This window comes from Galliscardovia ingluviei (assembly GCF_014635685.1).
Taxonomy (GTDB): domain Bacteria; phylum Actinomycetota; class Actinomycetes; order Actinomycetales; family Bifidobacteriaceae; genus Galliscardovia; species Galliscardovia ingluviei.
Genome location: NZ_BMDH01000006.1, coordinates 33,530 through 58,736 on the forward strand (window position 1 = coordinate 33,530; position 25,207 = coordinate 58,736).

A 25,207-nucleotide genomic window follows, 5' to 3' on the forward strand; every position below is an offset into this window, starting at 1 on the left:
TTATGTGAGGTTTTAAGAATTACGCTCCTGAACATACGCATCAAACACGCGCATATCAAAATTCCCCTCAACCAACGCCCAATGCAAAACCTCCTCAACAATCGCCTGCTTCTGCATATCACGCTCAAACGCAGCACGGCGAAGCGCCTCATACGTCTCATCGCTCATCTTCGAGGAAAACCGCTTACGCCCAGCAGCCAAACGCTCATCTAACGCGCGAGCGCGAGCAGCATAACCATCCTCAACCACCGCGCGAACGGGGGTATCAACGGGGGTGTGCTCCACAGTAGGCGCAACAGGCTCACCACTCACACCCTCATCAACCCCAGCATCAGTAGCAGTTTCCTGAACCTCAACCACAGAACCAACCGGCTTAGCAGGCTGCTTCCACACATTCTTATTCACCACAGCCACAACAATCACTCCTCACCCAACTGCGCAACCACATCAACAAGCTCACCAGCAATCGCAGCATACGCCACATCACTAGCCGTGGAACCCCACAACCGCTTCACCGATTCACGGTCAGGAACCACCGTTTCAAAACGCGACACCTCAGCCTCATCCAAATCAGCCAACGCCTGACGCGCCAACTTCGTATGAGCCTTAACCTTCGTCAGCAACACCAACGACTGAGGAATCGCCGCATACGTTTGCGAAGCCAGCATCATATCCGGAGGAGAAGGCGTAGTCGGAATAATCGTAATATCCGCAGCTTGCACCGCAGCGTCAATTACGCTCGTATCCGAAGGAGGCGTATCAATCACTACCCACAACCCCGGATACCGCTGCTGTAAACGGTCACGCTGCATGTAAGGAATATTCACCGGAATCACATCAAAACCAAGCTGCTGACCACTATCCATCACATCATCAGACCACTTAGTCGCACCACCAGTCTGGTCAGCGTCAAGCACCAACACATGCTTTCCGCGAACGGTTAAAGCGCGTGCAAGCATCATTGCCGTGGTGGTTTTCGCCACCCCGCCTTTCGCGCACGCCACTGCAATAATTGGCATAGTACAACTCTTTCTTCAAACCCCTGCAAGACAGGGGATGCTTGTGTGTTCTATACCAGCGTAAGCGATACTCATTGCGCGCGCAAACATGCTTGCGTGTCCAACAGTTTACAAGCAGCCCAACGTGCGAACGCACAAGTGCACGAGTGTGCGAGTGTGCGCACGCGCATCCGTTTACGAGTTGTATCCGTTGAGCGCCACCTCGAACATGCGGTGTAAAAACATGCCAAAATCGTTAATAAGGCGAGGGAGGAACGCGAATACAGTTTCCAAGGTTGCGCGCACGGGCACACCCCACGCCTCTAACAGTCCGCCGAGCACAAACAACACGAGTAGGGTGAGGCACGCGCCCATAAGCCACATGATGAGCCGCGCCCCCTTGCCGAGGAGACGTAGTAGTCCCGCTACAGCGCCAAACCCCATGGATAGGAGCGACAAGGTAGCGCCTGACGGTGACACTATCCACGACAAGAGCACGGTGATGAGTGGTGTCGCTTGGTCGAATAGTCCATTCATGTGTGTTTCCTTACATTGGTTGGCGGTTTACGCGGGCGCGTTCGTGTTTGACAGTGATTACGGTGTCGCCGTCTGGTTTGGTGTTGGTTTCTACTATTGGTTGTGTTTCTGTTGGTGTGGGGGTTGTTGGCTTGGGTTGATTGCCAGTTGGTTCAGGGTCAAGGGTTTTACGGTTTTCGCTCTTGGGTTGTGGTGTGGGTTGTGGTGTGGGTTGTGGCTGTTGTTCGCTTGTGGGCTGGTTGCTGTTCTCAGTGTTTGTGTTGGTTGAGTCTGAACCGTGGGTGTTTGTAGTTTCACTCGTGTTCTGCGTGGTGGTGTTCTGCGTGGTGGTGTCACCGCTATTTTCATTAGCGTCCTGAGCCGGGTTCGGTTTCGGCTGAGTGGTGGTTTGTGGTTGTGGCTGCTGCTCATCTTCCAGCACACGGCGGTTACCACGATAACGCCTACCGCGAACGCCACCACCCGACACGGCATGAATACCACGGCGAACACCACGCTTACCCATACGCTCAGCACGGCGCAGACCTCGCACACCCTCACGTTCCACAGACTTCAACCCCTGATACACTGCGCCACCGCCAGCAGCAGTCATGAACGCGCGGAGGTTAAACGGGTTTTGAATCTTCAACAAGCGAGTGCAGGTTATTATCATCAGCGACAGGGCGATAGCTGGAGAACAGGATGCGAGTGTTTGAAATAGGAGCGTGTCCCCAACCATGCTACCCGCGTCAAGCATGAGCATAGTAATGAACGTGCACAAGTTAGCGAGCATCGAGTAGACGACACCAACAAGGCTCATGTTTAACGTGATTCTAGCCCAATTCTTCACTGCGCCGCTAGCAGGACGGAAGAAGCTCGCGCTTTGCAACAGGAGCGCTACTATCCACAGGAGCGCCATGAGTGCCATCATGGTTTTTGCAAAAATCAACACGATACTGAAACTGCCGAAGATGACGAGCGCTACAATACCGCCCAACATGCTACTAAACGCGCCCAGTGGGTCTATGCTCTTGTTGCCGTACATGATGTCTACAGTTGTTTTCACCGCCTGTTCGCTTGGGTTTGAAGGCGATTGCATGTTTGCTTCATTCCATGTGGCTTCATGATTCGGTATGTCAAACCTCCACCCAAGAGCGGCAGCTAAATCATATTTGGTCTCAATCTCTGCGCCGGTGACAGCCTTGTATGCGGTAACCCAACTTTTGATAGCTTCCTGTGCCATTTTTGGAAGAGCTGTGAAACATGGTTGGTCTGAAAGAAGGTCTACTCCGGGGAGAGTGATTGCGCAGCTGCTTGCAGCACTCATCTCAGCTTTAGTGAGACCTTTTAACGAGTTCAAATAGTCATCTAGAGTAACCGTGCGACTGCCCGCAAAACCTTTAGGATTACTAAACACCGTTTGACAAAGGTTCCGCACCTCTGAGGAAGCATCAGTACTACTCCCGGCAGAAAATTCAGGAGCTTGGTTGAGCACTGAAACGGTATCCTCGTTATCGACACCCGGTCGTAAGAGAGCGCCACCGTTACCTTTTATATCTCCAGAATTAGCGTCACTAATATTGTGAATGAGTTTCGACCAGCCATCACGCGCCACTACCTTCGACCCTTGAGTGGAACACGTCTCCCAAAACATGGCAGCACGATACTCGCGCAATGTGTTATCGCCACCCGCTGGAGTAGTATCTTTACTATCTTTCGTGTACACGTAACGCGAATACGGGTCAGCCCACCCGTCATGCGAGAAAATCATACGCCCAGTATCCGCGTTAATCTTCGTGCCGTAAGCCTTATTGGTTAGTAGCCGCTGCTGTTCTGTACTAGTGTTTGCTTTCATTTCCAAAATATGACAGTAGGCTTGCAAACTATTCTCCGCCACACCATACGAAGTGGTCACGCTCTCCGTAGTGTTACCATACTGCATGTTCACCCAGCCGCGTAGAGCGGTCTCCTGCCACAATCGGTCTACAGCCAGTGTAATAGCACTCGCCTGAGCATTATTAGCCTGTGACAGTAGCGTACTATTATCGGCTTTAGGCTGTCCACGCTTATATGTTTCCTGCATCTGATACAGGTAGTCACGGCACGACACCACGCTACCATTCTTCGCAGTGTTCGCAGCCATGAGACTATCATTGTTATTGAGCAAACTATCGGAAAAATCAAGCTGCGCGCCAACTTTATTCACCGCGGAATTGATGGTGCGCACCATCCACCACGGGCTACCCACGTGAGGAGAATTTGTCACACCGCCCTTTACCCCGGGAACATCAACGTGGGACACTTGTGAGGCTTGCATTCCACTAAAAAGCAGCATACCGAGAGCCAGTACAGTTACGCCGATACGGCGCAACCCGACAGCGGTTTGCCCACGCCACACGGCAACGACAATTGCAGAAAGAATACTCGCCGCCACAAGAGCAGCAAGAATAGCACTCCATGAGGCAGCACCATGAGCGTCACCAGCAGAAAACATACTCTCCACGAGCGTGCGAATCGTCTCATCAATCATCGCACCCGCTTTATCCAGTATTTCAAACGAGGCAGCAAACTGACTAAGCGAAAGCGTCATACTCCAACAGATTTGCATGAACGTGAGCATGATATTCGGCAACAGCGTGCGCTGAACAATACTAATATAGTTGCCAATCGAGCTAAGTGAGCCGAAAAGACCGCCACTTGCTTCGGTGCGCATGTTAATCACGCCAATAGTCTGACCCCACCTGCCAGAAGGCAAGCACGACACGTAAGACGTGGTATCCGCATACGTGCCCAACGACTGCGCACACTCCGTAGGGTCAATACCCTCAGACCCCGAGCCAGTAGCAGCCAACGCCTGCTGCGGCACCATCATCAGCGCACACACTACAGCCACCAGCGCCAGCATCGCCAAAGGAAACCAGCGAACACGAACCTCACTTGAATGCTTTACGCGACCCATACCACAAACCTTTCCACCAGCATACCCGTTAAATGCTCAGGGGTAACCGAGTTCGGGTAGAACACGCCCCCGTCAATGTTCTTCGACTTCAACCGTTGATGCAGTCTCCTCCAACGGAAATCCGCAGCACGGTCACGCACCCGCCCCGCAAACAACAGCACAAACGCAACTACAGTCACAGGAATCATGACGCTCACCGCCCACACCACGCCAATAAAAGGAAGCAGCGTACCCACAATAAAACCCATGAGTGCGCCAACACCAAGACCGACCAGCACAGCAAGCACCGTGCGTGAACGCATCTCCATATTGCGGGTCACATCAATCGTGTTTTTCGCGCTCACACGAAGCGGATTAGACACGTCTGTAATATCATCCATCGTGGTACGGGGGTGAGCCATCATACACTCCAAACTGTGTTACGAGTTAAGTTTTGGCAGGAAGTCAGAACCAAGGAACGTGATAAGCAAATCAGTCCACCCGAGGAACAAGCCCATCAAACCGGCTGGAAGAAGCAATAACGCGATAAGCACGAGGCAAAAGAGCGTGGATTTCAGCGAGCAGAACTTGCCGGTAAATGACGGGGCACGTCCCATTGCGTGGCAAATCCACGCGACAATAAGCACAATCGCTAAACAAAGCGCCGCAATTGCAAACAGGTTGGTGAGGATACGCCCGGCAGGATGGTCAAGAATCGGGGCGAGAAACTTATCCCACCCAGCTTTCAACGAGGACTGCCCGCCAACCGCGAGCACCATAGCGTCACCCATAATAGTATTCCCTTCTAGGATTGTGGGGTTTCGAGAGAGAAAAAGGGGGTTACGAGTAAGAAGCATGTAATCATGCTCCACGCTCAACCCCCATTATACTATTATGCCTGCTTTAATACTAGGCTGTGATACATAACCATGTTGCACCACCGTTCAACCAATAGGCTCACGCTCAAAATCACGCACCCGCACCAAAAACGTAGGCTGCTGCTGCACCGCCGTCCTCGTGCGCACCGCGGCAGTAAACTGCGGCAGATTCGTCACCGCCGCCCGCGTCCAACCATCCTCACCATCCGCATCAGTGAAACGGTCAGCCGTCTCCTGAGCCACCAGCGGGTTTGCGTTAGCAAACGACACTAGCGTGCCATACCCCATGAAACTCGCCCGAAGCTCCACCGGCAGTTTCGCCGGAAACTGCGTAGCAAACACCAGCATCGCCCCATACGCCCTCCACTGGTCACGCATCTTCGGCAAAATCGTATCCCCCTCTTTAGCAAGCACACTCAACTCGTCACACACAATCATCACATGCTTACCCTGCTCTTGCCAGCCCTCACAAAAACGCGGCACATCACGATTCAACGCATACAACACCCACTTCGCAAGAATAGGGTGCATGTCATCAGCAATCGAATGCCTCACACCCTGCTCGTCCGTAACCGGAGCAAACACCAAATGACAGTCAAACCTATGCTGCAACACCGACTGCCACGAGATACGCGCACGCTTCGGGTCAAACACATGCTCAATAGCCATAAGATGCTGAATCTTATTCAAACTCGCACGCACCTTACCCAGCACCGTGTTATCTGAAATCTTCGGCACATTATCAATCCCACCATACAGTTGTTGCGCAGCGCTCGCCGCCTGCTTCAAGTCCACACTGTCCGCATACTCAACAGCCAACCCAGCCATCACCTGTCCCAACGCCCGGGCGGCGCTAATCTGCCCCTCCGCGCTAGTCATCGCCATAGCAGCCCACCCGAGCGGGGTTCGCGGTGTAACCGCCTTCCCCGCACCCGGGAACGCCTGCTCCAGTGAGCGCACACGGTCAGTAATCACCTGCGGGTGTTGTTCTTCAAAGCGTTGTGCTGCCACGCCAATGGTGAACGCTTGGACGAGCGCGTAGAGGCTGTCACCGCGAATGTCTCCCTCCTCGAAGGAGTATTGCATACTTGCTGCGATATGTTCTGCCGTGTTGCGTGCGCTCATGTGCTCATGGTAGGCGAACAGGTCTAGCGTGTACGTGTTTGGGTTGGCGAATTGGATGGCTCTGCCGAGAGCAAGATGATGGTTGGTGCGGAACTCGTTTAAGTATTGTACGGTTCTGGTGTCTTTCATCTCGAAAGTGATGATGCGTGCATCGTTGCCCCACACGCTGCTTGGAGTGTCTTGTTTGTGTAGGACTGCCCATTGGAGGATGCCGAGTGTGAGGACGCTTTTTCCTGAACCCATTTCACCGAGGATGGCTACGCCTTTCCATAGTTGTTGCGCGTCAAGATAGCCGTCACGGTCGGTTTGGTCAGTGCCGATGAGTACGCCGCCGTGCGTGAGGGTTTCTGGCACGGGGTGGAGTTCTTGTCTTGTGGCTTGCCCTTCCCCGCTTGGTGTGATGAGGCAGGTGGTGGTCATGGGGTCGATGATGAGCGTGGAGTATTGCGTAGGGTAGGCTTTTGCCCATTTAGCTTGGTTGATGTGCCCGTCTGGAGCGATATTGTCAGACGGGTTGCTGCCTCTCAACCGTGGGATAGGTGACCAGTAGTGTCTTGGTCGTGTTTCAATGTCATCCCACGCGCTGTCGCGGGTTACAAGCCGGTAGGTTGCGTACACGGTGAGTAGGCTTGGGAATGTGAGTGTCCACCAAGGGATAGGCAAGGTCATGAGCGCTATCGCTACTGCCATGAGTATGGCGGCACGGAACACGGGCAGTGGGATACTACGCGGTCGATGTACCAGAGAGGATACGCCCACTACTAGTATGTTAGTGGCAAGTAGCACAAGCAGTGGCGCAACCCCAACAAGGGTAACCTGCCATTGGACAGGCGATATAATACAGCCAACCGTCCACACGACTAATACGAGCAGGCTCACCGCAAGCAACCCCAAGCGTGGGCGTGAACGGTGCGCTTTCATCGTGTCCATGAGCGGCATCAGCGCGTGCCCCACATTATACGCAAGGTCACGGCTTACCATGGCATCATTCGTGCCTACGCTCACACGGCACATGAGCGTACCGGCAGTAACCAGCTCACTATCATCCTCCGTGCGCTGATACTCGTCACTCACCCAATTGTGAATACGCGCGTGCTCAAAATGCCCCTGCTGTCGAAAATGCACAGCAACGAAACTATTCGCCGGCATCTGCATTTCCAGCACGTGGCGCAACTGGGTAGTGTCCGTGCGTAGCTTTTCCATGTTACTGACACGGTTCAACCGCGACCTGAACGGGATAACCGGGTGTGCCATACTAGTCGCCTCCACAGGAAGCAGCTCCTCAAGCTGCTCATCGGCAACAGGCTGCACCGTAAACCCAGCAGCACGACCCGCTGTTTTTAACCGCTGCGCATCCCCATACACGTACTCTTGCACCGGCTGCTCATTGTGGCGCACCAGTAGCATAATCCCATCCGCGATTTGTGAAGGCACACTCCTACTACGCTCACGTAGCTGGTCGCCGTCAAGCTGCGTGAACGTGCGCTCCACGCGAAACCATCGCATATCTCGTTGCCCAACCATCATCTACTCCTTTACCGTATACAACTGTTGATAAGGAAACCCGTCAGGAAGCACCAGTGCCGCCCGCTTTTCACGCACAAGCATGCACCACAGCCACGCCACCATGCGCTGACTATCCCGCTGGGAGGCTAACGCCCAAGCGAGCGTCACATACCCGTCAGGCGTGCCCATAGCATCCCCCGTAATCGTGCGAGCCTCACGAATCGTCTGCAACGCGCGATACCGGCTCGTACCAAACAAGCACGCATCCACCTGCCACAAGTGAATGCCAGCCACCGCCGGCTCTTCAACCATGCGACCAATCAAATACGGGATAACACGGTTATGCTCACCACGGTGCACCAACTCCAATATGTGGGCGAGAGCGCGTTTACGCACCCGGCTATCCTGTGAGAGCTTCTCCCTACCTAAATGCGCAACATCACGCACATTTACGCTTGGCATCCTGCACCCCCATTCACTAAACCATAAAACCCGCCTTCAAGCGCCTCAGGCACTGTCCACGAGCTAATATCCCAACCGTAAAACTGTTGAATACTCTCAGCAACCACATCCTGCCCCCAATGGTCAAGACGCAAAGGCTGCACGCTCGGGGTGAGTTCCCGCCACTTCGGGTCAAACATACTCTGCTCATGAGCAAGCAAACTCATATAACAGCCAAACCTTGAAGTCGGATATCCCTCACTATCAAACCAGTCATCCCAAGACGCAAACCCCACGCGCTCACCCGTCAAAGGACTACCAGTAGTGGCAAGAGGATTCGCTTGTGCGTGACTAATCTGTGTCGTATAGTTCGCATACTGCAACTGCAAGCCTTTAGGCGCGGGCACAATCAGCCAAATATTCAACAAACCCCGCCTGCTCATAGGCGAGTGCGCGAGCATAGCAAGCCAATTATCGAGCTTCGTATCCACTTTCACAGTGTGCGACTGCACTTCAACCGCCGCCATCACCCCAGCATCCGTGAGCGCCACCACGTCCGCGGCAGTAGACATGGAAAGCTGCGCATCCTTCACAGCCACAGGGTCAATGCGAGCAAACCCACCCCAACCGTCCCCACCGGTGAACTGTATATGCTCATGATGCGCGAACGCCAACCCCGCGTGCGCCGCATACACGTTATGGCGAGCAAACACGCGCTTAGCACCCAACCCGCCAGCACTATCGTATATCGGTGAACGCTGCCACCACTTCGGAAACAGCACGCGCACCTGCTGTCGAATCAGCTTAGCGTCCGTGCCAAGGCTCACAAACGTGAGCTCACTCGGCGTGCCATCAATACGCTCGCTCGGGTTAAATCCCACGTTAATCAACCCAAGCCGACACAACGCGCCATACAAGTTCGGCGTATCGCGCGTAAACCGCGGTATCGGTTTAACTGCAAGCCCAGCCTCCAACTGGCTCGTAGTAGCAACCCTCCAACTCGACAATGCGCCAAGAATCGCGCGCACCGCATCCAACTGTCGTACAGCCATGTCCTTTGCCTGCTGGAGTGAACCAACCAGCCACGGGTGCATTCGCGTAAACCGCTTATAATGGTTGTTTTCAAACACCATGTGACCTTTAATCCAATCAACATCACTGCCATACTCCCACAGTCGAGCACTATTAGGGTTAAACGGATACTCAAACACCAACATTCACCCCCTATCGGTTCTTCCTACCGAACCAGCAGCGCTTCACCACCGTAGGCTCATGAGCAAACCCACGGTCAGGCAACACCCAATCCAGCACACGGTCACGCACATCATCAAGCTGCGGGTCACTAAACCCCGTTTTCCCCTGCGCAATCTCATCAGCCACCATGTCACTCATCCGCTCCGCACCCAAAAACACGCCAAACGGCTTATAGTTCAACGTCCGATACGCTCTCTCATCCATGCCAAGAGGAATAACCTCCTTAAACCCACAAAACTGGTTCGGCAACCCTAAGAAGTCAAACGACCGTAACTGACGCGCAGCATCACCCTGCGTTTGCAACCCAGCTTTAACCACAAACAAGGTTGCAGTGCCAGCTCGAAGCAACGGCGCAAGCAACGCTCCGCCCGCGCTTGCATCATCCTGCATACTCTCCACGCTCACACGGTCATAGTCCACGACAATGAAATCCCACACAAGACTAGCCTCATGCAAAAACTGCCGGTAATGCTCCCACGATGCCTCCTGCCCCGCGCTCGGCGCGAAAGCAATATCAAACGGCACCTGAAACAGTCGGCTACCCTGATTAGCGCCAGCCACCGCCGGCGCTCCCTGCACCCAGTCCGCTACCGTGCGCACCTGTAACCGCTCCCCGGGGTCAAAAAAACTACGCACACTCGACTGGTCACGGTTCGCATCCACAAGCAGCGTGCGCACCCCATGCTCAGCAGCAGCAAGCGCAAGCCTCCATGCGCTTGTAGTTTTACCCACGCCGCCAGTAAAACCGGTAACTTGTAGCATGGTTGCGGTGGTATGCGTGCGACCATGCACAAGGTCACCCACCTGCCTCATGTCAGGCGCTTCTGCACGCCATAATCGAGCGCATAAGTCACGCACCGTGTCATCGGCGAATGATTGTAGTACACTTACGCATCCTACCGGCGGGCTTGTTGGCTCACACCACAACACTTGCCAGCCAAGTTGGGCGACTGAGCTCCAATTGCCACCAACGTTAGTGAGGACAATTTTCTGTTGTGAGCGAGGGGCGGGGACCTGTGCGAGCATACGCATTTGTTCTATTTCATCGCCGCCGAATGGCGGGTGCCATGACTGTTCAGGCACGTGTTTGCGTATGGTGTCGAGTAAATTATTTGAGCCGATTACCAGCGCTACCATCATCACCTCGATAGTTATGATTCTTGGCTGTGCCGTCAGCCTCGAATAAGCCCTAGAACTTTCAAAAAAATTAAGCAACCGCTCACTAACCATTCAGCTTAGTAAACGTTACACTTTCAAAAACCAAAGGAATTGTGTGCTTACTCTTATTATATACTATAATCCTCGCCATCACACAATGCTGTATCTTTGAATGTTTTTTCCATTTCCACGTTTCCTCAGCTGTCTGCTTTGTGAGGTCTGCGACACTACACATTGCCTCTCAATCTATGATTGATAGTCGCTATGTTTTTTGAGTGCGTGACATGATACTCATATCACTTTTATTCTTATGTTTTCTTTGTTGTTCTTTTTGGTTACACTCTTGTGCTTTCATTGCATTTTTGCTTGCTTCGTATTGTTTAAGTTTGTATCGTTATGCTTCTTAAATTTTTCTTCTCATTTTTTCTTCTCCTTTTTGTGTTTTTGATTCCGCTCCTCAAATTGCACAACGGGGGCGGGGCGTGCGCCACGCGCATCACAGGGAAATTGCTTAACGTAATCCTATGCTATAATACAAGCGAGTAGACCTTTCATCACCACTCACCACATTATTTGGAGTATTCTTATGGCATTATTTGATTCACCATTCCGCGCCACTGACCCTGAACCAGAGCCAGAACCAGTGTCGTTTGATTTTCCCTCAGTGAACGCTGACAACACGGCATACGATGCCTCTGCTGCCCCATCACTAGTAGAGGAAACAGAACCAGTGGAAGAACCTACACCAGTATCCGAGACTGAACCAGAACCAGCGGACTCTCAGCCAGTAGACAACGGGGAACAGACCGGCGATAAGCAAACACGGAAAACCAAACGAGGTGTAGACCTGAGCAAACTCAACGCGCAAAACATTCAAACCGTAGTAGACCTCTACCAGTACATCAACACAGACACGGGTATGAAACTTGCACAAGTGCTCCTCGACACAAGCGCCCACAACACAGCAAACCTCACCGAGCAAGTATTAGACGCGAAAACACAAAAACGTGTCGAACCATTCATCAAAGCACTCACCCCACTATCAGCAGACGGCGCGGATAGCCTCACACGCATTGCAGACCTCTCACTCATGGCGGGCGAAAACACTGATAACCTGTACATGCTCCTGCGCGTGCTACGTCTCATCGCCCCAGACAAGACGTGGGCTGCTTCCACTAAAGCGCCACGAGACATTGCGCTTAATATTGCGCGAACATGGGACGACAGTATTGACCTGAGTGGCGTGCAACTGTTCCTCATGAAATAGGCTTGAGTGTAGCGCGGGTAGTTATTTTCCTTCTCTTCTCCTCCACGCTACACTCACACGAATAATGCCCGACACGGAAAACTTCATGTCGGGCATTTTCTTACGCAAAAAAGTGTACGCCTATAATGCGGGCATCACTGGAATAAACTGTGTTATTGGCGGAATGTCATGAATTGCTGTAGTCACCATCGCCTGCTCTACAGCCTCACGCCACTGGAGCACATACTCTTTACGGTAAAACTCAGGACGAGACGGGTTATTGTACTGTTCAGTAAGCCAATCGCGAATCTCACCGAGCGTCTCCCACTGCTCCATACGCAAACTTGTCATCTCATCATTTTTCAGAATCTGATTTTTCATCATTGAACCACTCTCTTACTGTAGGTTGAATCCCAGCGTGCACACAGCTAGTGTGAGTAAAGACAGTATGAACAACACCATGCCAACAGTCGCAGTCCATGAAATAATAGACGAAGCGCCATGATACGTGTTAGCGCCTGTAACACCAACGCGAACCAGTGTCACAGCGAACACGAGAATGCTGATAGTAAACAATCCCAATGCGCACGCGAAACACATGCCAGCAAGGTTTGCGACCAGTTGCGTGAAAAGGGTAAGCGTGTTCATAATCAATGTCCTTAACGTGTTGAATCGTATTGACTAGTGTGCACGCTTTAATTATATGGCGTAATACGCTACGCCAATAATCGACATGATAATTGCCGCATAAACATTAGAAAACAACACGTGCGGCAACACGAGCAAAAATTTTGAACCACTAATCCAGTAACGCATAATAGAAAGTGCACGGCGTAATCATACGTTGCGAAACACGCTATAGAGAAAGAACACAACTATTATGGCAACAACACAAAATCACATTACTCTCGACATGAACCAGCTAGAAGCAATTGGCATTCCAGAAGCACTCGCCTACACGATGGACTGTGTGCAGCATTTCCACACTGTGCCCGATGTTGGTAACCTGCACGCCACGCTACCAGTGCTGGAATCCTATGTTGAAAGTATTGAACGCACTACGCCAAGTCTCTTGAGCACTATCCCACAACAGTACGTTCACCTGCTGTACCGGTATGTGATTAACAAAATTACCAGCACCGAACCACCAGAACAGCGTTTTTGGTTCACCATTAAGCAAGGATTACAAGACCCGACAGAGCTTACAGCACTCCCTCACTATGTGAATGAGCTTATTGAACAACACCAGTAACAAGATTATGGCACGCAGAATTAACGGGTTACGGCTCTCTCCTAAGCAGTGCGACATGATACGAGCATTGTTTGAGCGAAGCGTTGTTACCACTTTGAACGGGTATGAAGAGCGTACTGCTCTCTCACTTGAACAGTTGGATATTTGTGAGTGTGTGAACGAGAGTGTTTATGCACTCACCGAGTACGGGTATGAGTTGGCGCTTCGTCTTGAGCGCAGATACATGCAACAGGAAAGGAAAACAGCATGAATAATAAACAAGGGCAAACTATGCGTAATATGAACGACAATAACCAACTGCAACAATTCACTTTTAATGATAGTGAAGTTCGCATAATCACTGATAGTAAGAATGACCCATGGTTTGTTGCTAAAGATGTCTGCATTATTCTAGGTCACACTAATCCATCTGTGGCACTAGCTCAATTAGATGAAGATGAGATTACAAAAATTGACCCTAAACAATTCTTAGGGTCAGAGAATCGCAGTAATCAAGCCGTAAACATCATATCTGAGGCTGGCTTATATAAGCTCATCATGCGCTCACGCAAAGAAAATGCCAAGCCATTTCAACGTTGGGTAGCTCACGAAGTACTTCCAAGTATCCGTAAACACGGCGCGTATGCCACCCCAGAAACCATAGAAAACATCATCAACGACCCCGAGTTCGGCATACGCCTTCTAACCGAACTAAAAAACGAAAAAGACAAACGCATAGAAGCTGAACGTAAACAAGCAGCGGCAGAAACCCACGCGAAAATGCTTGAACCTAAAGCACGGTTCGCGGACGCATACTCAGCAAGCAGCAAATGCATCCTCGTAGGCGAACTCGCAAAAATCCTCACACAAAACGGATACACAACCGGACAACAACGGCTCTTTCAACAGTTAAAACAAGAAGGCTACCTCATGAAAAGAAACGGCAACCCACACTTCCCCACACAAAAAAGCATGAATCTAGGATTATTCGAGATAAAAACAACTATCATCACACACTCAAACGGTGAAGAACACCCATCATTCACCACAAAAGTCACCCCGAAAGGACAAGCCTACTTCATTAACAAATACCTCCACAGCAAGCCAGCAGCATTACGCGCGTAACCAACATCAAGAAAGGACACAGCATTGAGCAAATACACCATCACCCCAGAACAAGCCACCCACCACCAACAGCAACGACAAGACTACCTCGAAGCCTACGCGCACGCCATCCACACCCTCACAGGCAACACCTACACCGCGGACGAAATCCAAGGGCACGCGGACGCAGTAGCCGACAGCATCATCCACCGTCTCACCCTCGAACCACTCAACCAACTCACCCTCCAAACACTCGTCACCATCATAGACGGCAGACCCTTCGACATCGCGTGGGCACACATGAGCGAACAACAACAAACCGAATACAAAAACCAAGCCAGCACCATCGCCGAACACCTACAACAACGCCTCGCCTACAGTTGGATAATCCCAAATATCGCCGCCACACAAGCCAGCAACAACGACTACATCACCCTCAGTCGAGACCAATACGAACAACTCCAAGCACTCGCAAAAAACGCCATCAACAAGCAACAGTAAAAGGACACAACATGCAGCAAACATGCGACATCTGCCTCCAAACACTCAATATCACGCAAACGCCACTCCTCGCCTACTACAAGAAAACCATGCGCAACGGGAAAACAGCAGTCAGCTGCAAAAAAATCTGCCCTCAGTGCGCCACCAGTCACACCACAGGAGACAACCCCGACTACATCAACCCCGCGTGCAGCCAATGCGGAACCCCATTCGACAAGCACGTGTTCGCAACAAGCCTATGGGACAGCAGTAAAGAATGGCAGCCCGACAACGGGTTCTTCCACATCATTTTCACCCGCAACGCGCAATGGCGCATCAACAGCATGAAAAACGTCACCTGCAATAAGTGCGCCACACGACAACAGTAAAAAGGAAACAATCATCATGAGTATCACCACCATCGGCAACTATCCGACAAACGCTACCTGCGCGGCAAGCCACTGCAATAACAGCGTGGACGCGGAAAAAATCTACGACAGTGTAGAAGAGTTCACCGCCATGCTCCGCGCCCACGGATGGCAGGCAACCCCATACGAACAATACTGCCCCGTACACGCCTACACAAAACCGTCAAAACGGAAGCGGGGTGCATGATGCACGCGATACTACAAGCCAGACTAATCCAACTCGCAACCAGCACCCAACAGCATCGGGCACACGTAACCCAAACCGAAAACCGGGTGCGCAAACTCAAAACCCAACTCGACCGGGCGGAACAAGTCACGGAAATAGAAACGCTCGCACGACAGCTTACGCAAGCGATAAGCAAACTACGAACCCTCAACAGCAAACTCAACCAAGAGCAAGCAGCATATGAGCGAACATGGGACATAGCGGACAAGCTCACCGAAGAAATCAGCCTCCCGACAACAGCAGCATGTGCGTGGAACATTAACGGAACACAGTGTGAAAAGCCAACCGTAGACAACAGTAGATACTGCAAGCAGCACGCCTATCGTTGGTGTAAACAATGCCAACTCCACCATGCTACAGGAGGCAACAGTCCGCGTGCTCAATTGTGTGACCGGTGCAGAAAGGAGCAGCAGTGAACGCGCAAACCATGCTCACTACGGTGTGCGACCAAATGGAAGCCTACCAGCTTGACCATGACGGTGAACACGTGAACACTACCGTTATCGCCATACTCAAATACGTGGAATCGCAAGACGAGAACACGAGTATCGTGGAAGCGTTACCAGACCTACAAACCGTGTACACGATGATACGGCGTATCGAAACGAACCTACTACACACTAGTGATTGGGAAGCTATTTTTTGGGAGTGGCTGTTCTACGGGCTGCGCGATAACGAGTGTTTGCGTATGAGCTTGGCGCAACTCATGATAGTGCAGCAAATCGTGTTCAATAACGAGGAGGTGGAGTAGTGTACGGACTGCCACAACCAGTGGAGGCAAGCATAAAACTCATGGAAGCCTACCAGTCGGAGCACGACCCGAATACTCTACAGCAGGCGGTGCGAGAGCTGGAATCCTACACGCAAACACGGGAAGCAGAAGAACCCATCATAAGCCAGCTTGGCGTGCAGCAAGCTACGGAACTCTACCAGCGGATAGCGGGCAACATTAACCGAACCAGCGGAACGGAACAAGCATTTTGGCAGAACCTGTATATTGGAATACGATACACGGAATACGTGCCATACGCGCTCAAACAACTCCACAAACTGCAACCGTGAACTCTACTCATGCGGCAGTCAATGCGAAAACTAGCCCCACAGTGCACTACAGCATAGTATTAAAACTACACACGCAAACAGGTACACGCACGTTAGGAGCACATCATGGAACCGAATCAGAACAACACTCTACGCCAAGAACTCACTGTATGGGCAAAATTATGGCTCAGGTGGGTTGATGATACCGTATCCCTTGACGAGGAAGAGAGGGACGTTCTTGTCGAATTGGCTACGCGCAACCGTGAACTCCGTGACGTGTTCATTTATTCCGCTGTAAGCCACCTGAACATTGAAGAGCTTATAGCCTTATACAATCCACGAACAACCCACCATGAACTGGGTCGCATGATTAAAAAATCATGGAAATCGCCATTAAACTTGGAGCGCGTGCAGCTTGTATTAACTCGATTAGATGAGCTTGTGCAAGGCTTAGACATCACGGACGATAACCAGATTATGTTGGACACTGTGCGCGGATATATCGCGTACTGGAGTGCTCCACTAGTTGAGGACGGAGCGAAGCAGGTTGAACGGTATGTTGAGCATATTGACAGTTTGAAGCCTTACGCCACAGACCCCAAGAATACGATTATGGCTGAGATTATGCGCTACGGGGTTGAGCATGAAGTGTACCCGACTGGAGTGTTAGAACAAGCAGCGTGATAGCTTGAACGTGCTCGCTGGTGGCTAGTAGAAACGGCTAGCCACTACTGTTTTGCGGCAGCCAGTAGAGAAACTAGTACCCATCATGTTTACAGCCTAGTATTAAAACTATACACAAACAAAGTTACACGCAAATAAGGAGCAGGAATCATGACCTACAAGATTGACACTATCCTCATGCAGACCATGCGCGCGCTCGACCGTAACATTCCACGAGGCTACAACTATGGTGTGGAAATCAATGAGGAAATGAGCACCAACACCACAACCTACTATCGTATTGAGATAGAAAAACGCTTGTCTGAAAACTACACTGCTAGAGCACTCATTAACTATGACGTGACCAATAAGCGCGTAGAATCCGTGTCTTTTGTAAACCATCGTCTACACCAACGCGACTGGTATGGTGGCGTGCGAATCCTCAGGGGCAGTAAAAAGCTCACGTTGCGTCACGCTTTGCAGCTCATGCCTGAAAGCATACTGCTACTTGACGCTAAGCAGGCGTGTGAAGCGAATGACTTGTATGTGGATATGCTGCGCGCTGAACGTAATTATCTCTAAACAGGCGCGTTCGCACAAGTGAAGGAGGAATCTCTATGGAAAAGGATGGCAGGAAAGCGAAATTCCTAAGAAAATACTATGGTCGCGGGTTTGACGCTCACATGGTCTATCTCGATTACTTGTATCGTGGACATGAATACACGGTGTATGAGAATCGAGCCCGAGGCAATGAGCCGTTAGCGTGGCAACATCGTTCCGCACAGGCGCGGATAGACATGCTAATCGAGGAAGAGAATAGACCGAAGAAACCGTACCGGTACGAGGATTCAGCTGACGCCGGTTTCGACCTATTCTGGCGACTCGTTGAGGGTGATGAGGAGTGAGCTACTATATCTAACCATGCTACTGGTGTGCTAAGCGCATGGGTTTGGCACACCACTCTAGAGCATATACCTCTTGTAAAGGATACATATTATGGAAACCACAATGATAAGCACTATGCTGAATGCCGTGCAGGATACGCTCAATTGTGAGGCGGAACGCTTACTGCGCCCTTATGTGTCTGACGATTACGAAATTACCGCGGAATTTTACGGAGACGAATTTTACAGCATTGATTCCATTAAAATCACGGTGATTCACCGTGACGATAATGGCGTGCGCGATGTGACATTGATAGCGGACGCGGAGAGAAACTATCTCATCAATAGCGCGAACGTAACCTATTTCAGGCACGGATACGGCAACCGTAAAGGCTGGAAGAACCCGAAAACCACCCTAGAGCATATCGCGCCACGTATTCGTGAAGCGTTACGCTGGCTGGAGGCAGGCGACACGGAACAAGCAAGCGCATACCTCGCGGGATTAACTCATTCCACATACACCAATTAAGGAGCACCATCATGCAATACACTATTTTTAGAGACCACAATGTCACGGTAGTGCATGTCACCACAGCGGACGATAAGAGCGTGCACGACCGTGAACATATTTGCGCTGGCTTTTATCTTACAGAAGATGATTATAAGACGATTGCTCGCGAGTTCGGTATCCCTGTCGATAACGTTAATGATTTTATCGATATCATTAAAAATTGCATGGTGAAAACCGAAGAACACTACCAGTGCGAATGGTTTCCCAACAACGCCATTGAAGGCTACGACATTCGCTGCCGCTACGCGGTTGTATGGGCAGGTAAACTCACTGAGCGTGCTCTTCTTTTCATAACTGTGAAGGATAGGAAAATGTGCCTCTACGACAATGCGGAAGCGCAACGTTTAGTAGACGAGGACAGTTTAAGACGCGCTCAAGCACGATACCAGTCTGAGCTTTATGAAGCGGAGTTGGAACAGCAAGCGCTCGATGACGCTTTTTGGGGCGAATGTCACCGGTCTGTTCGTGAGGCTTAACTGGAGCGGATTTCCCAAGCGGAGCGAGTGAAGAAAGAGCGTGAAGAGCTTGAAGAGAATCAACGGTTGTCCCATCATCTTTTTTGAGGAGGTCATCATGAGAGCAGTTCAGCCAAAAATTGTCATCGCTAAAATTCAGCGTCAATACTGGAACGCCATCGCACGAGGTGAAAAAACGCTTGAAATACGCGATGAATACATTCCTGCGCAATACATGGTGTTCACTGACCTAGAGGGCGAGCGTGTGTATGGTGTTTGTCGAGTTAAGGGTATTACTACGCTGTCTGCCGGTTTGGTTGAGCTGCCTATTGGTGCTTGTTGTACGGTTGCACAGTTGGCTGCGTGTTACCCTCATGCGGTAGATGAGGGGTGTACGGTTCGTCCGTTGTATGCGTATAGTGTTGAGCTACTATCTTGCGAGGCAGTGTTTACGAGGGTTATGCGAGAAAGCTCGGGATTTTTAATCCCGAGATGAATCACGCGGGACGCATGAACTACAAATAGCAACAGTCAATCGAAAAAAAGGAATACATTATGAATACATGGATTATTCTCGCAGACGGCTCAGCGTCAAACAGTGATGGCACTACGTTGAGCGCTGAACAAGTAGAAGAGCTTGCTACAAACTATTTCGAGCGGTACGGCGAACCAAAACCAAAAGGGAATGGATACTACATCACACGGCACGGCGAACTCATTAAAAAAGTATGGAGAGGTGGCTGGGAGCATTACGACCTTGATAAGCAGGATTATACTGTATGGGCTACAGGTGAGGAAGAGACCCTAGATTGGAATGTTGTGCTCCAAGAGTTCGGTAAGGATGCCTTCCCAGTAAAGCGAGTTACTAAACCGATGCTCGCTAATCTTGCGCAATCCCCAACGGAAAAATGGACTATTCGCACAGACGGGGCAACACAATCCGGTGACAGTATTACGTTGAACGCTGAGCAAACACGAGCATTTATGCTTGCAACCTTGGAACAGTTTTTTGATGAACCAAAAGAGAAGGCGCCTTATGCCGCGCGCAATGGCGACCTACTGTGGAAAATCAGAGATGGTTATTGGTATCGTTTTACTTTTGAAGACTCTGGAGACTATCACTACATTGAAGATGGAAATTGGGAGGACATGCTGGAATCGTACGCGAGAGATGATTTGCCAGTGAAAAAACTGAGCAAACAGCTTTTCGCCAACCTTGTTTAATTCCGTAATAAGATTCAAGATTACAGTGCGGCAACCAGCAAGAGAACATGACACTGTAATGCTCCACAGCCTACAATAAAAGCATACACAAACACGCAAAGTAAGGAGTACACCATGTCTGTTGCAATCGTAGGTAACACAGGAATTAACGCTATCGCTCACGCTGCAAGTTCGTTTATCTATGAGTATGGACAATTTCTCTCAACGGAAGAAAAACTGCCGATAACAACGTTTGATATTACAACTATTGGGCAGTACCTGTATCAGCGCAATATGGATGCTTTTAACCAGCGCTATTGCGGGGATAATCCTGCCCCACAGTTCAAGCCGTATTATAGCGATGATATTTCACCAGTATTCACGCTTGCCGCTATCGATGCTTACCTCTATCAAGTGTCCGACTTGTATGATGATAAACTCACTTATCTGCTCACACAGGCACGCTTGTATACCATCGAAACAATGGACGGATATGACGAAGCATGGCGACAAGCCATGAGTAACTAGTCTACAAGCGCTCGTATTGTTCGGGCGCTTTCTTTTTTAGGGACGCATGAAGTTGTGATAACAACAAAGTAAGGGGAACACCATGGAACTGAAACAACAACTTGAACAAGTAGCAACACCAATGTTCACCACATTCAAACTCAACGTGCGCACAAAAGACGGTATCACTTATGCGAACATTGAAGGCAGTATATCAAACGCTAAAAACCCACGAATCGTGATAAACCTAGAAGTAGACGCGGGCAAACAGCTTATCAAATCGGTAAAAATATACGCGACCGACAATAGTAACGCTTTTTTCCCATGGAACATGTACACGTGGAACGAACCCATATATGACAAGTGTCAAATACTACCCATATACAACAAGTATCGAATACTGCCTGTAGAGACATGCTTGCAACTATTACCCGAAGTTGTGCGCCATGCAAGCGCCAACCAACACGGCGCGGAACAGTCACTCTACGAAGCGTCCAAACACGTTGAAACAACCCTTCTAACATTTATCAACATGGTAGAGCATTGCGCGTCAAACGGAGAGCAAGTACACGTCTTAGATGTCAGCAAACAGGACGGAGTTTTCCGCATAGTCGTACAACCACCATACGAACAGTTCGACCGGTTTTTTCACACCACTTTGTTTGAAATCAACGTCAGTACGCTCACCCTACAGCGGGTTGCAACAAGAAGTATTAAAGGCTACTCGTCTGCACCGCACAACCTGCCACTCACTGCTATCCCGCCGGACGCGCTACGCGGACTTCTAACCTAGAAGCATTCGCCCATGCCCCTATGGAAAGGAAAAACCCATGAGTAACACACTACAGAATCTAGCATCCAATGTTACTGTAATCGAACACAACAACGGCGACACCGACCTCGTATTCTACACGAACGGCGTAGGATACATCACCCAAAAAATAACCATAAACAGCACACTCGCCCATCAGCTCTACCTTGAGCTCAAGCAACACTTTGAGCAGGAACTCTATGCCGAACCCGAAGAGCTCGGCATGTACGTCACACAGCAAGGTAGTCTCCTACTCAAAGACAGGCGTGGCTGGTCATACTACACCAAGACAGCAGACGGCATAGACCAGTGGACGGGTGGCAAATGGTATACAACCGACTGGCAGCTTGTTGTGGGCGACCTTGGAGCGGAAGCGTTCCCACTCGCGCCAATCAGCCAAGAACCGTTTGCGGAGCTTATTGCAGAAGCAAACGTGAAGGCAACGTTTACCCTACCACAAGAGCACGCGGACATACCAGAAGAACCCGTAGAGCCCGGCATGTATGCCGCACCAAACGGTCTCACCCTATTCAAGGATGAGAACGGAGACTGGACGCGAAGAATGTATCCGTACTCGGAAGAAGAATTTTGGTGTGGAGAAATCTACCACGATATGGATGACTGGCGTGACATAACCCGGACGGTAGGCTATGGGATTTTCCCGCTGAAAAAAATAGAACTAGAGGACATCATACAGTTCGCAACCAAGCAACAAGACAAGGAGCAAAATATCACATCTAACATCTTTGAAGAACCCGAACCCGTGGGACTATATCTCACGCAAGACGGCAGAATCGTATCTAACGATGAATACGGGTACTGGAAGCTACGCACCCAAGAACTCGCATGGAATGACCCTGTTGCCGACTTGGACGAACAGCACTACGACACGGACTTTTGGGAGGATTTTGTCGAAGAGCACCTGCACGCTCGGGCGCTACCTCTCGTGCAGATAACGCCGGAAATGCTCGCCAACGCCTGCCTACAAGTAGTACACAACAGGCAAGAAGAAAACATAGAAGAGTTTATTAACCAGCCGTTCAGCAGTGCACTCATATTCCAGCAGCTCATTAACCAAACGCGAAACAACAGGAAGGACTAACCATGAACATCACAGCCGAAACCATTAACCGAGAGTTCAAGCAACTTTTAGCCCACGAACAGTGGCTCGACAAGCATGTACGCCGATACACGCGACTACTCGACCAACCCGACACCATGTATATTGACCAACAGTACGACACGGAGCTTATTGGCGGCGTACTTGTCACCGTCCCAAACGTGCTACAAGTACACGTGCAGTGGCTCACTAACACGTTAGAAACGTTCTCTATCCACGTGGTAACACCCGTCTGCCCACCTATCACCATGGGTTATCAAGCACCCATCAGCCAAACCCTACCAGCACTCGCCGGGCTACTCACTCCTGACCATCGGAGCTTATGGATTACAGACGGCATCCCTAACGCGGGACTACTCGCCCAATACCTGCACGCCATCGGGATGAACCTACAAGTACCGGGCGATAAGCGGACGGAATAACAGGCTCACAGCGCATGTTTGCGGCGTACATTGAGGAAACTAGCCTCAATGTGCACTACGGCATAGTATAAAAGCGTACACGTAAACACGTTAAGGAGTACCCGCCATGAGCAAACCAGACTACGATACTGTAAACAATCCAAAACACTACCATCGGCAAGGCATTAACTTCGAGTGTGTAGAACTATCCACGCTATTCCCCCACCCCGTAGCAAGCGCAATAGAATACGTATTCCGACATCAATGCAAGAACGGAATAGAAGATTTACGGAAAGCCATGTGGTGGCTACAGTATGCGCAAGCACACGAACAGCTCATTTCGTTCAGAGTAGACGGGGACACAGCAAACGAACGAAGCAAACAATTAGCGCAAACCGTTAGCGGAGCGGAGGCAGCGTTTTGGAATAGCCTAGCCCAGTTCTCAACCCCGCAAGGAATGAAACACAAGCAGGAAACAATCGGCAATATGCTGAAAACACTAGAGCAACTCATTAAACAAGAGGAAGAGCAATAATCATGCTCACGTTTACGGCTACTACTCATGAAACTAGCTCCACAACGTACTACAGCATAGAATAAAACTGTACACGCAAAGTAAGGAGTGCATACCATGAAACTAGAAATCACACAAGCACTAGCAACCATCGCCACTAAGTCAAGATACACTCGCATCGGCTTTGTTCAACAACTCGTAAGCGCCTATGAAGATTATCAACACAGCCCACGCGCACAGCGATACCAGCGATACTCTGTAAGAATCGCGCGTGCATGTCCGAAAATGATGGAAGGGGCACACTATGCGCGACAAGTACTCGACAACGATATTGCGTTTGCTGGACGATACCGTGTCACCAGAGGCGCATATTTGCGCATGGTATACGACATCTATACCGATAGCGATATGAACAAGGAAATTAGCTGGGAAGGAATTGCGAACACACTCCCACAACTATACAGCTAACACTGCAAACAACCGCACGCGCACAGAATGGAGAAACAACACCATGTACCACATCGAAACCATAATTGACAACACCTGCAACAAAAACTTTAAGATTGGAGCATACCTCGTGCTCGCGGGATTCCATAAAGATGTAGCCGAAATGGATGCGCAAGCCAACGAGTTCACCGCCATTAACGTGAACAACGCTATCGTGTACGCTAAACGCTACCGAACCGAATTGTACGATGGTGCGCGAGCAGCACACAAGGCAATCATTAACGATTTTGCAACCATGGAATATCAACAGATTGCGGACTACATGCAATGCGTCTACCGAATGCTCAAACAACCCGCCGTGGCGACTATAATGCGCCAATTCAGAGCGGAACTCATCGCTACCAAAGACCAAAACTAAACGTGTACAAGCGTGGACAATAGTGCACGTTTGCGGCAGACAATCAAATAATTCGATTCACCATGTCTCACAGCCTATTATAAAAATATAAACAAAAGCACACAAGACAAGGAGCATCACAATGAGCGTAGCAATCTTAGGTAATCGAGGCATTGACACAATCGCACTCGCAGCGTACACTTACTTCCGCAACGACCCGCAAACCACAGGTCAATGGCTCTACCAGCGCAACATTGACGCATGGAACATGCACTATAATGAGCATGACACTGCACCAAAATTCCAACAAGACCTCAACTACTTGAATAGTATTGAAGTCCTTGGAGCTGTATCAGCCTACCGCTACCAAGTAGCAGACCTAGACGACCCAGAACTATTCAAGTTTTTGAACAAAATCGAGCGAGAAGCAATCGCTCACCTTGATGGCTACGATGACGCTTGGCAGCTAGCTTTCAAGGAAGAATAAATACTTGCCCTTGTGCGTGTACAAGAGAGCACCCACCATTGTGTGGGTGCTCAATTTTTGCCCGAAACAAACTATAGAAAGGAAACTATTATGCAAACAAGGAATGCGCAACACACTACGGACAGTGCGGAATGGCGGAAGCTCGACCAGCAGGCACAAGAATACGGGATAGAACTC

The 25,207-nt window shown here is 50.3% G+C and carries 35 protein-coding genes; 22 read left to right on the forward strand and 13 right to left on the reverse strand.

Annotation, left to right across the window (positions count from 1 at the left end; translation table 11 throughout):
* Window positions 1-12 precede the first annotated feature (12 nt).
* From IEU85_RS07915 to IEU85_RS07960, 10 genes are all read right to left on the reverse strand, one after another.
* Window positions 13-414, reverse strand: coding sequence for a hypothetical protein (locus IEU85_RS07915; protein ID WP_188355723.1), 402 nt, complete (start codon window positions 412-414; stop codon window positions 13-15).
* A gap of 5 nt (window positions 415-419) precedes the next feature.
* A complete protein-coding gene (locus tag IEU85_RS07920) occupies window positions 420-1,019 on the reverse strand; it encodes an AAA family ATPase (RefSeq protein WP_188355724.1) in 600 nt (199 codons plus the stop codon).
* Window positions 1,020-1,193: 174 nt separating this feature from the next.
* A complete protein-coding gene (locus IEU85_RS07925; RefSeq protein WP_188355725.1) occupies window positions 1,194-1,535 on the reverse strand; it encodes a hypothetical protein in 342 nt (113 codons plus the stop codon).
* A gap of 10 nt (window positions 1,536-1,545) precedes the next feature.
* The gene (locus IEU85_RS07930; RefSeq protein WP_188355726.1) at window positions 1,546-4,473 is read right to left on the reverse strand and encodes a TrbL/VirB6 family protein; all 2,928 of its coding nucleotides are present in this window, start codon (window positions 4,471-4,473) and stop codon (window positions 1,546-1,548) included.
* Entirely contained in the window at window positions 4,461-4,874 is a 414-nt protein-coding gene (locus IEU85_RS07935; protein ID WP_188355727.1) for a hypothetical protein, read from the reverse strand. Before IEU85_RS07935 ends, IEU85_RS07930 begins: the two co-directional genes overlap by 13 nt.
* 18 nt (window positions 4,875-4,892) lie before the next feature.
* Window positions 4,893-5,243 carry a hypothetical protein gene (locus IEU85_RS07940; RefSeq protein WP_188355728.1) on the reverse strand — a complete coding sequence of 117 codons (351 nt, stop codon included), beginning with the start codon at window positions 5,241-5,243 and terminating at the stop codon, window positions 4,893-4,895.
* Window positions 5,244-5,396: 153 nt separating this feature from the next.
* Entirely contained in the window at window positions 5,397-7,979 is a 2,583-nt protein-coding gene (locus IEU85_RS07945; protein WP_229714840.1) for an ATP-binding protein, read from the reverse strand.
* Window positions 7,980-7,982: 3 nt separating this feature from the next.
* Window positions 7,983-8,423, reverse strand: a complete 441-nt coding sequence (locus IEU85_RS07950; protein ID WP_188355730.1) for a hypothetical protein — start codon at window positions 8,421-8,423, stop codon at window positions 7,983-7,985.
* The gene (locus tag IEU85_RS07955; RefSeq protein ID WP_188355731.1) at window positions 8,411-9,619 is read right to left on the reverse strand and encodes a hypothetical protein; all 1,209 of its coding nucleotides are present in this window, start codon (window positions 9,617-9,619) and stop codon (window positions 8,411-8,413) included. Before IEU85_RS07955 ends, IEU85_RS07950 begins: the two co-directional genes overlap by 13 nt.
* A 7-nt stretch (window positions 9,620-9,626) precedes the next feature.
* Complete coding sequence (locus IEU85_RS07960; protein ID WP_188355732.1) at window positions 9,627-10,886, reverse strand: nucleotide-binding protein; 1,260 nt, start codon at window positions 10,884-10,886, stop codon at window positions 9,627-9,629.
* 514 nt (window positions 10,887-11,400) lie between these two features.
* Between IEU85_RS07960 and IEU85_RS07965 the strand changes: the two genes are divergently transcribed.
* A complete protein-coding gene (locus tag IEU85_RS07965) occupies window positions 11,401-12,081 on the forward strand; it encodes a hypothetical protein (RefSeq protein ID WP_188355733.1) in 681 nt (226 codons plus the stop codon).
* Window positions 12,082-12,201: 120 nt separating this feature from the next.
* Here IEU85_RS07965 and IEU85_RS07970 read toward each other — a convergent pair whose 3' ends face one another.
* Both IEU85_RS07970 and IEU85_RS07975 read right to left on the reverse strand, forming a co-directional pair.
* Complete coding sequence (locus tag IEU85_RS07970) at window positions 12,202-12,444, reverse strand: hypothetical protein (RefSeq protein ID WP_188355734.1); 243 nt, start codon at window positions 12,442-12,444, stop codon at window positions 12,202-12,204.
* A gap of 12 nt (window positions 12,445-12,456) precedes the next feature.
* Window positions 12,457-12,708 carry a hypothetical protein gene (locus tag IEU85_RS07975; protein ID WP_188355735.1) on the reverse strand — a complete coding sequence of 84 codons (252 nt, stop codon included), beginning with the start codon at window positions 12,706-12,708 and terminating at the stop codon, window positions 12,457-12,459.
* Window positions 12,709-12,940: 232 nt separating this feature from the next.
* On the opposite strand from IEU85_RS07975, the gene IEU85_RS07980 reads away from it, so the two are divergent.
* The 4 genes from IEU85_RS07980 to IEU85_RS07995 are packed head-to-tail and all read left to right on the forward strand — an operon-like array spanning window position 12,941 to window position 14,896.
* Window positions 12,941-13,312 (forward strand): hypothetical protein, encoded by a 372-nt coding sequence (locus IEU85_RS07980; protein ID WP_188355736.1) that lies wholly within the window; start codon window positions 12,941-12,943, stop codon window positions 13,310-13,312.
* Between the two features lie 7 nt (window positions 13,313-13,319).
* Window positions 13,320-13,562 (forward strand): hypothetical protein, encoded by a 243-nt coding sequence (locus IEU85_RS07985; protein ID WP_188355737.1) that lies wholly within the window; start codon window positions 13,320-13,322, stop codon window positions 13,560-13,562.
* The gene (locus tag IEU85_RS07990) at window positions 13,559-14,416 is read left to right on the forward strand and encodes a phage antirepressor (RefSeq protein ID WP_229714841.1); all 858 of its coding nucleotides are present in this window, start codon (window positions 13,559-13,561) and stop codon (window positions 14,414-14,416) included. Before IEU85_RS07985 ends, IEU85_RS07990 begins: the two co-directional genes overlap by 4 nt.
* A 24-nt stretch (window positions 14,417-14,440) precedes the next feature.
* Window positions 14,441-14,896: a hypothetical protein gene (locus IEU85_RS07995; RefSeq protein WP_188355738.1), complete on the forward strand. Its 456-nt coding sequence runs from the start codon at window positions 14,441-14,443 to the stop codon at window positions 14,894-14,896.
* Between the two features lie 236 nt (window positions 14,897-15,132).
* On the opposite strand, the gene IEU85_RS08000 is transcribed toward IEU85_RS07995, so the two are convergent.
* Window positions 15,133-15,282: a hypothetical protein gene (locus tag IEU85_RS08000; protein ID WP_188355739.1), complete on the reverse strand. Its 150-nt coding sequence runs from the start codon at window positions 15,280-15,282 to the stop codon at window positions 15,133-15,135.
* Between the two features lie 659 nt (window positions 15,283-15,941).
* On the opposite strand from IEU85_RS08000, the gene IEU85_RS08010 reads away from it, so the two are divergent.
* The 17 genes from IEU85_RS08010 (at window position 15,942) to IEU85_RS08090 (ending at window position 25,030) form a co-directional block, all read left to right on the forward strand.
* A complete protein-coding gene (locus IEU85_RS08010) occupies window positions 15,942-16,280 on the forward strand; it encodes a hypothetical protein (RefSeq protein ID WP_188355741.1) in 339 nt (112 codons plus the stop codon).
* Window positions 16,280-16,591, forward strand: a complete 312-nt coding sequence (locus IEU85_RS08015) for a hypothetical protein (RefSeq protein ID WP_188355742.1) — start codon at window positions 16,280-16,282, stop codon at window positions 16,589-16,591. The genes IEU85_RS08010 and IEU85_RS08015 overlap by 1 nt, the downstream gene beginning before the upstream one ends.
* Window positions 16,592-16,696: 105 nt before the next feature.
* Window positions 16,697-17,254, forward strand: a complete 558-nt coding sequence (locus IEU85_RS08020; protein ID WP_188355743.1) for a hypothetical protein — start codon at window positions 16,697-16,699, stop codon at window positions 17,252-17,254.
* A 150-nt stretch (window positions 17,255-17,404) separates the two neighbouring features.
* Window positions 17,405-17,815, forward strand: a complete 411-nt coding sequence (locus IEU85_RS08025; RefSeq protein WP_188355744.1) for a hypothetical protein — start codon at window positions 17,405-17,407, stop codon at window positions 17,813-17,815.
* Window positions 17,816-17,850: 35 nt separating this feature from the next.
* Window positions 17,851-18,138, forward strand: a complete 288-nt coding sequence (locus IEU85_RS08030) for a hypothetical protein (RefSeq protein ID WP_188355745.1) — start codon at window positions 17,851-17,853, stop codon at window positions 18,136-18,138.
* Between the two features lie 91 nt (window positions 18,139-18,229).
* Window positions 18,230-18,646, forward strand: a complete 417-nt coding sequence (locus IEU85_RS08035) for a hypothetical protein (protein ID WP_188355746.1) — start codon at window positions 18,230-18,232, stop codon at window positions 18,644-18,646.
* 11 nt (window positions 18,647-18,657) lie between these two features.
* The gene (locus IEU85_RS08040; protein ID WP_188355747.1) at window positions 18,658-19,164 is read left to right on the forward strand and encodes a hypothetical protein; all 507 of its coding nucleotides are present in this window, start codon (window positions 18,658-18,660) and stop codon (window positions 19,162-19,164) included.
* Window positions 19,165-19,261: 97 nt separating this feature from the next.
* On the forward strand, window positions 19,262-19,639 hold the full coding sequence (locus IEU85_RS08045) for an ASCH domain-containing protein (protein ID WP_188355748.1): 378 nt from the start codon (window positions 19,262-19,264) through the stop codon (window positions 19,637-19,639).
* 59 nt (window positions 19,640-19,698) lie between these two features.
* Window positions 19,699-20,367: a hypothetical protein gene (locus tag IEU85_RS08050; RefSeq protein ID WP_188355749.1), complete on the forward strand. Its 669-nt coding sequence runs from the start codon at window positions 19,699-19,701 to the stop codon at window positions 20,365-20,367.
* Window positions 20,368-20,481: 114 nt separating this feature from the next.
* The gene (locus IEU85_RS08055) at window positions 20,482-20,874 is read left to right on the forward strand and encodes a hypothetical protein (protein ID WP_188355750.1); all 393 of its coding nucleotides are present in this window, start codon (window positions 20,482-20,484) and stop codon (window positions 20,872-20,874) included.
* 82 nt (window positions 20,875-20,956) lie between these two features.
* A complete protein-coding gene (locus IEU85_RS08060) occupies window positions 20,957-21,646 on the forward strand; it encodes a hypothetical protein (protein WP_188355751.1) in 690 nt (229 codons plus the stop codon).
* 37 nt (window positions 21,647-21,683) lie between these two features.
* A complete protein-coding gene (locus IEU85_RS08065) occupies window positions 21,684-22,766 on the forward strand; it encodes a hypothetical protein (RefSeq protein WP_188355752.1) in 1,083 nt (360 codons plus the stop codon).
* A 2-nt stretch (window positions 22,767-22,768) separates the two neighbouring features.
* Window positions 22,769-23,206: a hypothetical protein gene (locus tag IEU85_RS08070; protein ID WP_188355753.1), complete on the forward strand. Its 438-nt coding sequence runs from the start codon at window positions 22,769-22,771 to the stop codon at window positions 23,204-23,206.
* A 106-nt stretch (window positions 23,207-23,312) separates the two neighbouring features.
* The gene (locus tag IEU85_RS08075; RefSeq protein ID WP_188355754.1) at window positions 23,313-23,720 is read left to right on the forward strand and encodes a DUF3310 domain-containing protein; all 408 of its coding nucleotides are present in this window, start codon (window positions 23,313-23,315) and stop codon (window positions 23,718-23,720) included.
* A 96-nt stretch (window positions 23,721-23,816) separates the two neighbouring features.
* Window positions 23,817-24,167 (forward strand): hypothetical protein, encoded by a 351-nt coding sequence (locus IEU85_RS08080; protein ID WP_188355755.1) that lies wholly within the window; start codon window positions 23,817-23,819, stop codon window positions 24,165-24,167.
* Between the two features lie 43 nt (window positions 24,168-24,210).
* The gene (locus IEU85_RS08085; protein ID WP_188355756.1) at window positions 24,211-24,564 is read left to right on the forward strand and encodes a hypothetical protein; all 354 of its coding nucleotides are present in this window, start codon (window positions 24,211-24,213) and stop codon (window positions 24,562-24,564) included.
* A 121-nt stretch (window positions 24,565-24,685) separates the two neighbouring features.
* Window positions 24,686-25,030, forward strand: coding sequence for a hypothetical protein (locus IEU85_RS08090; RefSeq protein WP_188355757.1), 345 nt, complete (start codon window positions 24,686-24,688; stop codon window positions 25,028-25,030).
* Window positions 25,031-25,207 lie beyond the last annotated feature (177 nt).

Coding starts and splice junctions, on each gene's coding strand:
- IEU85_RS07920 (WP_188355724.1), bottom strand. CDS start 1,019: ATGCCAATTATTGCAGTGGCGTGCGCGAAAGGCGGGGTGGCGAAAACC.
- IEU85_RS07925 (WP_188355725.1), bottom strand. CDS start 1,535: ATGAATGGACTATTCGACCAAGCGACACCACTCATCACCGTGCTCTTG.
- IEU85_RS07930 (WP_188355726.1), bottom strand. CDS start 4,473: ATGGGTCGCGTAAAGCATTCAAGTGAGGTTCGTGTTCGCTGGTTTCCT.
- IEU85_RS07935 (WP_188355727.1), bottom strand. CDS start 4,874: ATGGCTCACCCCCGTACCACGATGGATGATATTACAGACGTGTCTAAT.
- IEU85_RS07940 (WP_188355728.1), bottom strand. CDS start 5,243: ATGGGTGACGCTATGGTGCTCGCGGTTGGCGGGCAGTCCTCGTTGAAA.
- IEU85_RS07945 (WP_229714840.1), bottom strand. CDS start 7,979: ATGGTTGGGCAACGAGATATGCGATGGTTTCGCGTGGAGCGCACGTTC.
- IEU85_RS07950 (WP_188355730.1), bottom strand. CDS start 8,423: ATGCCAAGCGTAAATGTGCGTGATGTTGCGCATTTAGGTAGGGAGAAG.
- IEU85_RS07955 (WP_188355731.1), bottom strand. CDS start 9,619: ATGTTGGTGTTTGAGTATCCGTTTAACCCTAATAGTGCTCGACTGTGG.
- IEU85_RS07960 (WP_188355732.1), bottom strand. CDS start 10,886: ATGGTTAGTGAGCGGTTGCTTAATTTTTTTGAAAGTTCTAGGGCTTAT.
- IEU85_RS07965 (WP_188355733.1), top strand. CDS start 11,401: ATGGCATTATTTGATTCACCATTCCGCGCCACTGACCCTGAACCAGAG.
- IEU85_RS07970 (WP_188355734.1), bottom strand. CDS start 12,444: ATGATGAAAAATCAGATTCTGAAAAATGATGAGATGACAAGTTTGCGT.
- IEU85_RS07975 (WP_188355735.1), bottom strand. CDS start 12,708: ATGAACACGCTTACCCTTTTCACGCAACTGGTCGCAAACCTTGCTGGC.
- IEU85_RS07980 (WP_188355736.1), top strand. CDS start 12,941: ATGGCAACAACACAAAATCACATTACTCTCGACATGAACCAGCTAGAA.
- IEU85_RS07985 (WP_188355737.1), top strand. CDS start 13,320: ATGGCACGCAGAATTAACGGGTTACGGCTCTCTCCTAAGCAGTGCGAC.
- IEU85_RS07990 (WP_229714841.1), top strand. CDS start 13,559: ATGAATAATAAACAAGGGCAAACTATGCGTAATATGAACGACAATAAC.
- IEU85_RS08000 (WP_188355739.1), bottom strand. CDS start 15,282: ATGATGATTGTTTCCTTTTTACTGTTGTCGTGTGGCGCACTTATTGCA.
- IEU85_RS08020 (WP_188355743.1), top strand. CDS start 16,697: ATGGAACCGAATCAGAACAACACTCTACGCCAAGAACTCACTGTATGG.
- IEU85_RS08025 (WP_188355744.1), top strand. CDS start 17,405: ATGACCTACAAGATTGACACTATCCTCATGCAGACCATGCGCGCGCTC.
- IEU85_RS08030 (WP_188355745.1), top strand. CDS start 17,851: ATGGAAAAGGATGGCAGGAAAGCGAAATTCCTAAGAAAATACTATGGT.
- IEU85_RS08035 (WP_188355746.1), top strand. CDS start 18,230: ATGGAAACCACAATGATAAGCACTATGCTGAATGCCGTGCAGGATACG.
- IEU85_RS08040 (WP_188355747.1), top strand. CDS start 18,658: ATGCAATACACTATTTTTAGAGACCACAATGTCACGGTAGTGCATGTC.
- IEU85_RS08045 (WP_188355748.1), top strand. CDS start 19,262: ATGAGAGCAGTTCAGCCAAAAATTGTCATCGCTAAAATTCAGCGTCAA.
- IEU85_RS08050 (WP_188355749.1), top strand. CDS start 19,699: ATGAATACATGGATTATTCTCGCAGACGGCTCAGCGTCAAACAGTGAT.
- IEU85_RS08055 (WP_188355750.1), top strand. CDS start 20,482: ATGTCTGTTGCAATCGTAGGTAACACAGGAATTAACGCTATCGCTCAC.
- IEU85_RS08060 (WP_188355751.1), top strand. CDS start 20,957: ATGGAACTGAAACAACAACTTGAACAAGTAGCAACACCAATGTTCACC.
- IEU85_RS08065 (WP_188355752.1), top strand. CDS start 21,684: ATGAGTAACACACTACAGAATCTAGCATCCAATGTTACTGTAATCGAA.
- IEU85_RS08070 (WP_188355753.1), top strand. CDS start 22,769: ATGAACATCACAGCCGAAACCATTAACCGAGAGTTCAAGCAACTTTTA.
- IEU85_RS08075 (WP_188355754.1), top strand. CDS start 23,313: ATGAGCAAACCAGACTACGATACTGTAAACAATCCAAAACACTACCAT.
- IEU85_RS08080 (WP_188355755.1), top strand. CDS start 23,817: ATGAAACTAGAAATCACACAAGCACTAGCAACCATCGCCACTAAGTCA.
- IEU85_RS08085 (WP_188355756.1), top strand. CDS start 24,211: ATGTACCACATCGAAACCATAATTGACAACACCTGCAACAAAAACTTT.
- IEU85_RS08090 (WP_188355757.1), top strand. CDS start 24,686: ATGAGCGTAGCAATCTTAGGTAATCGAGGCATTGACACAATCGCACTC.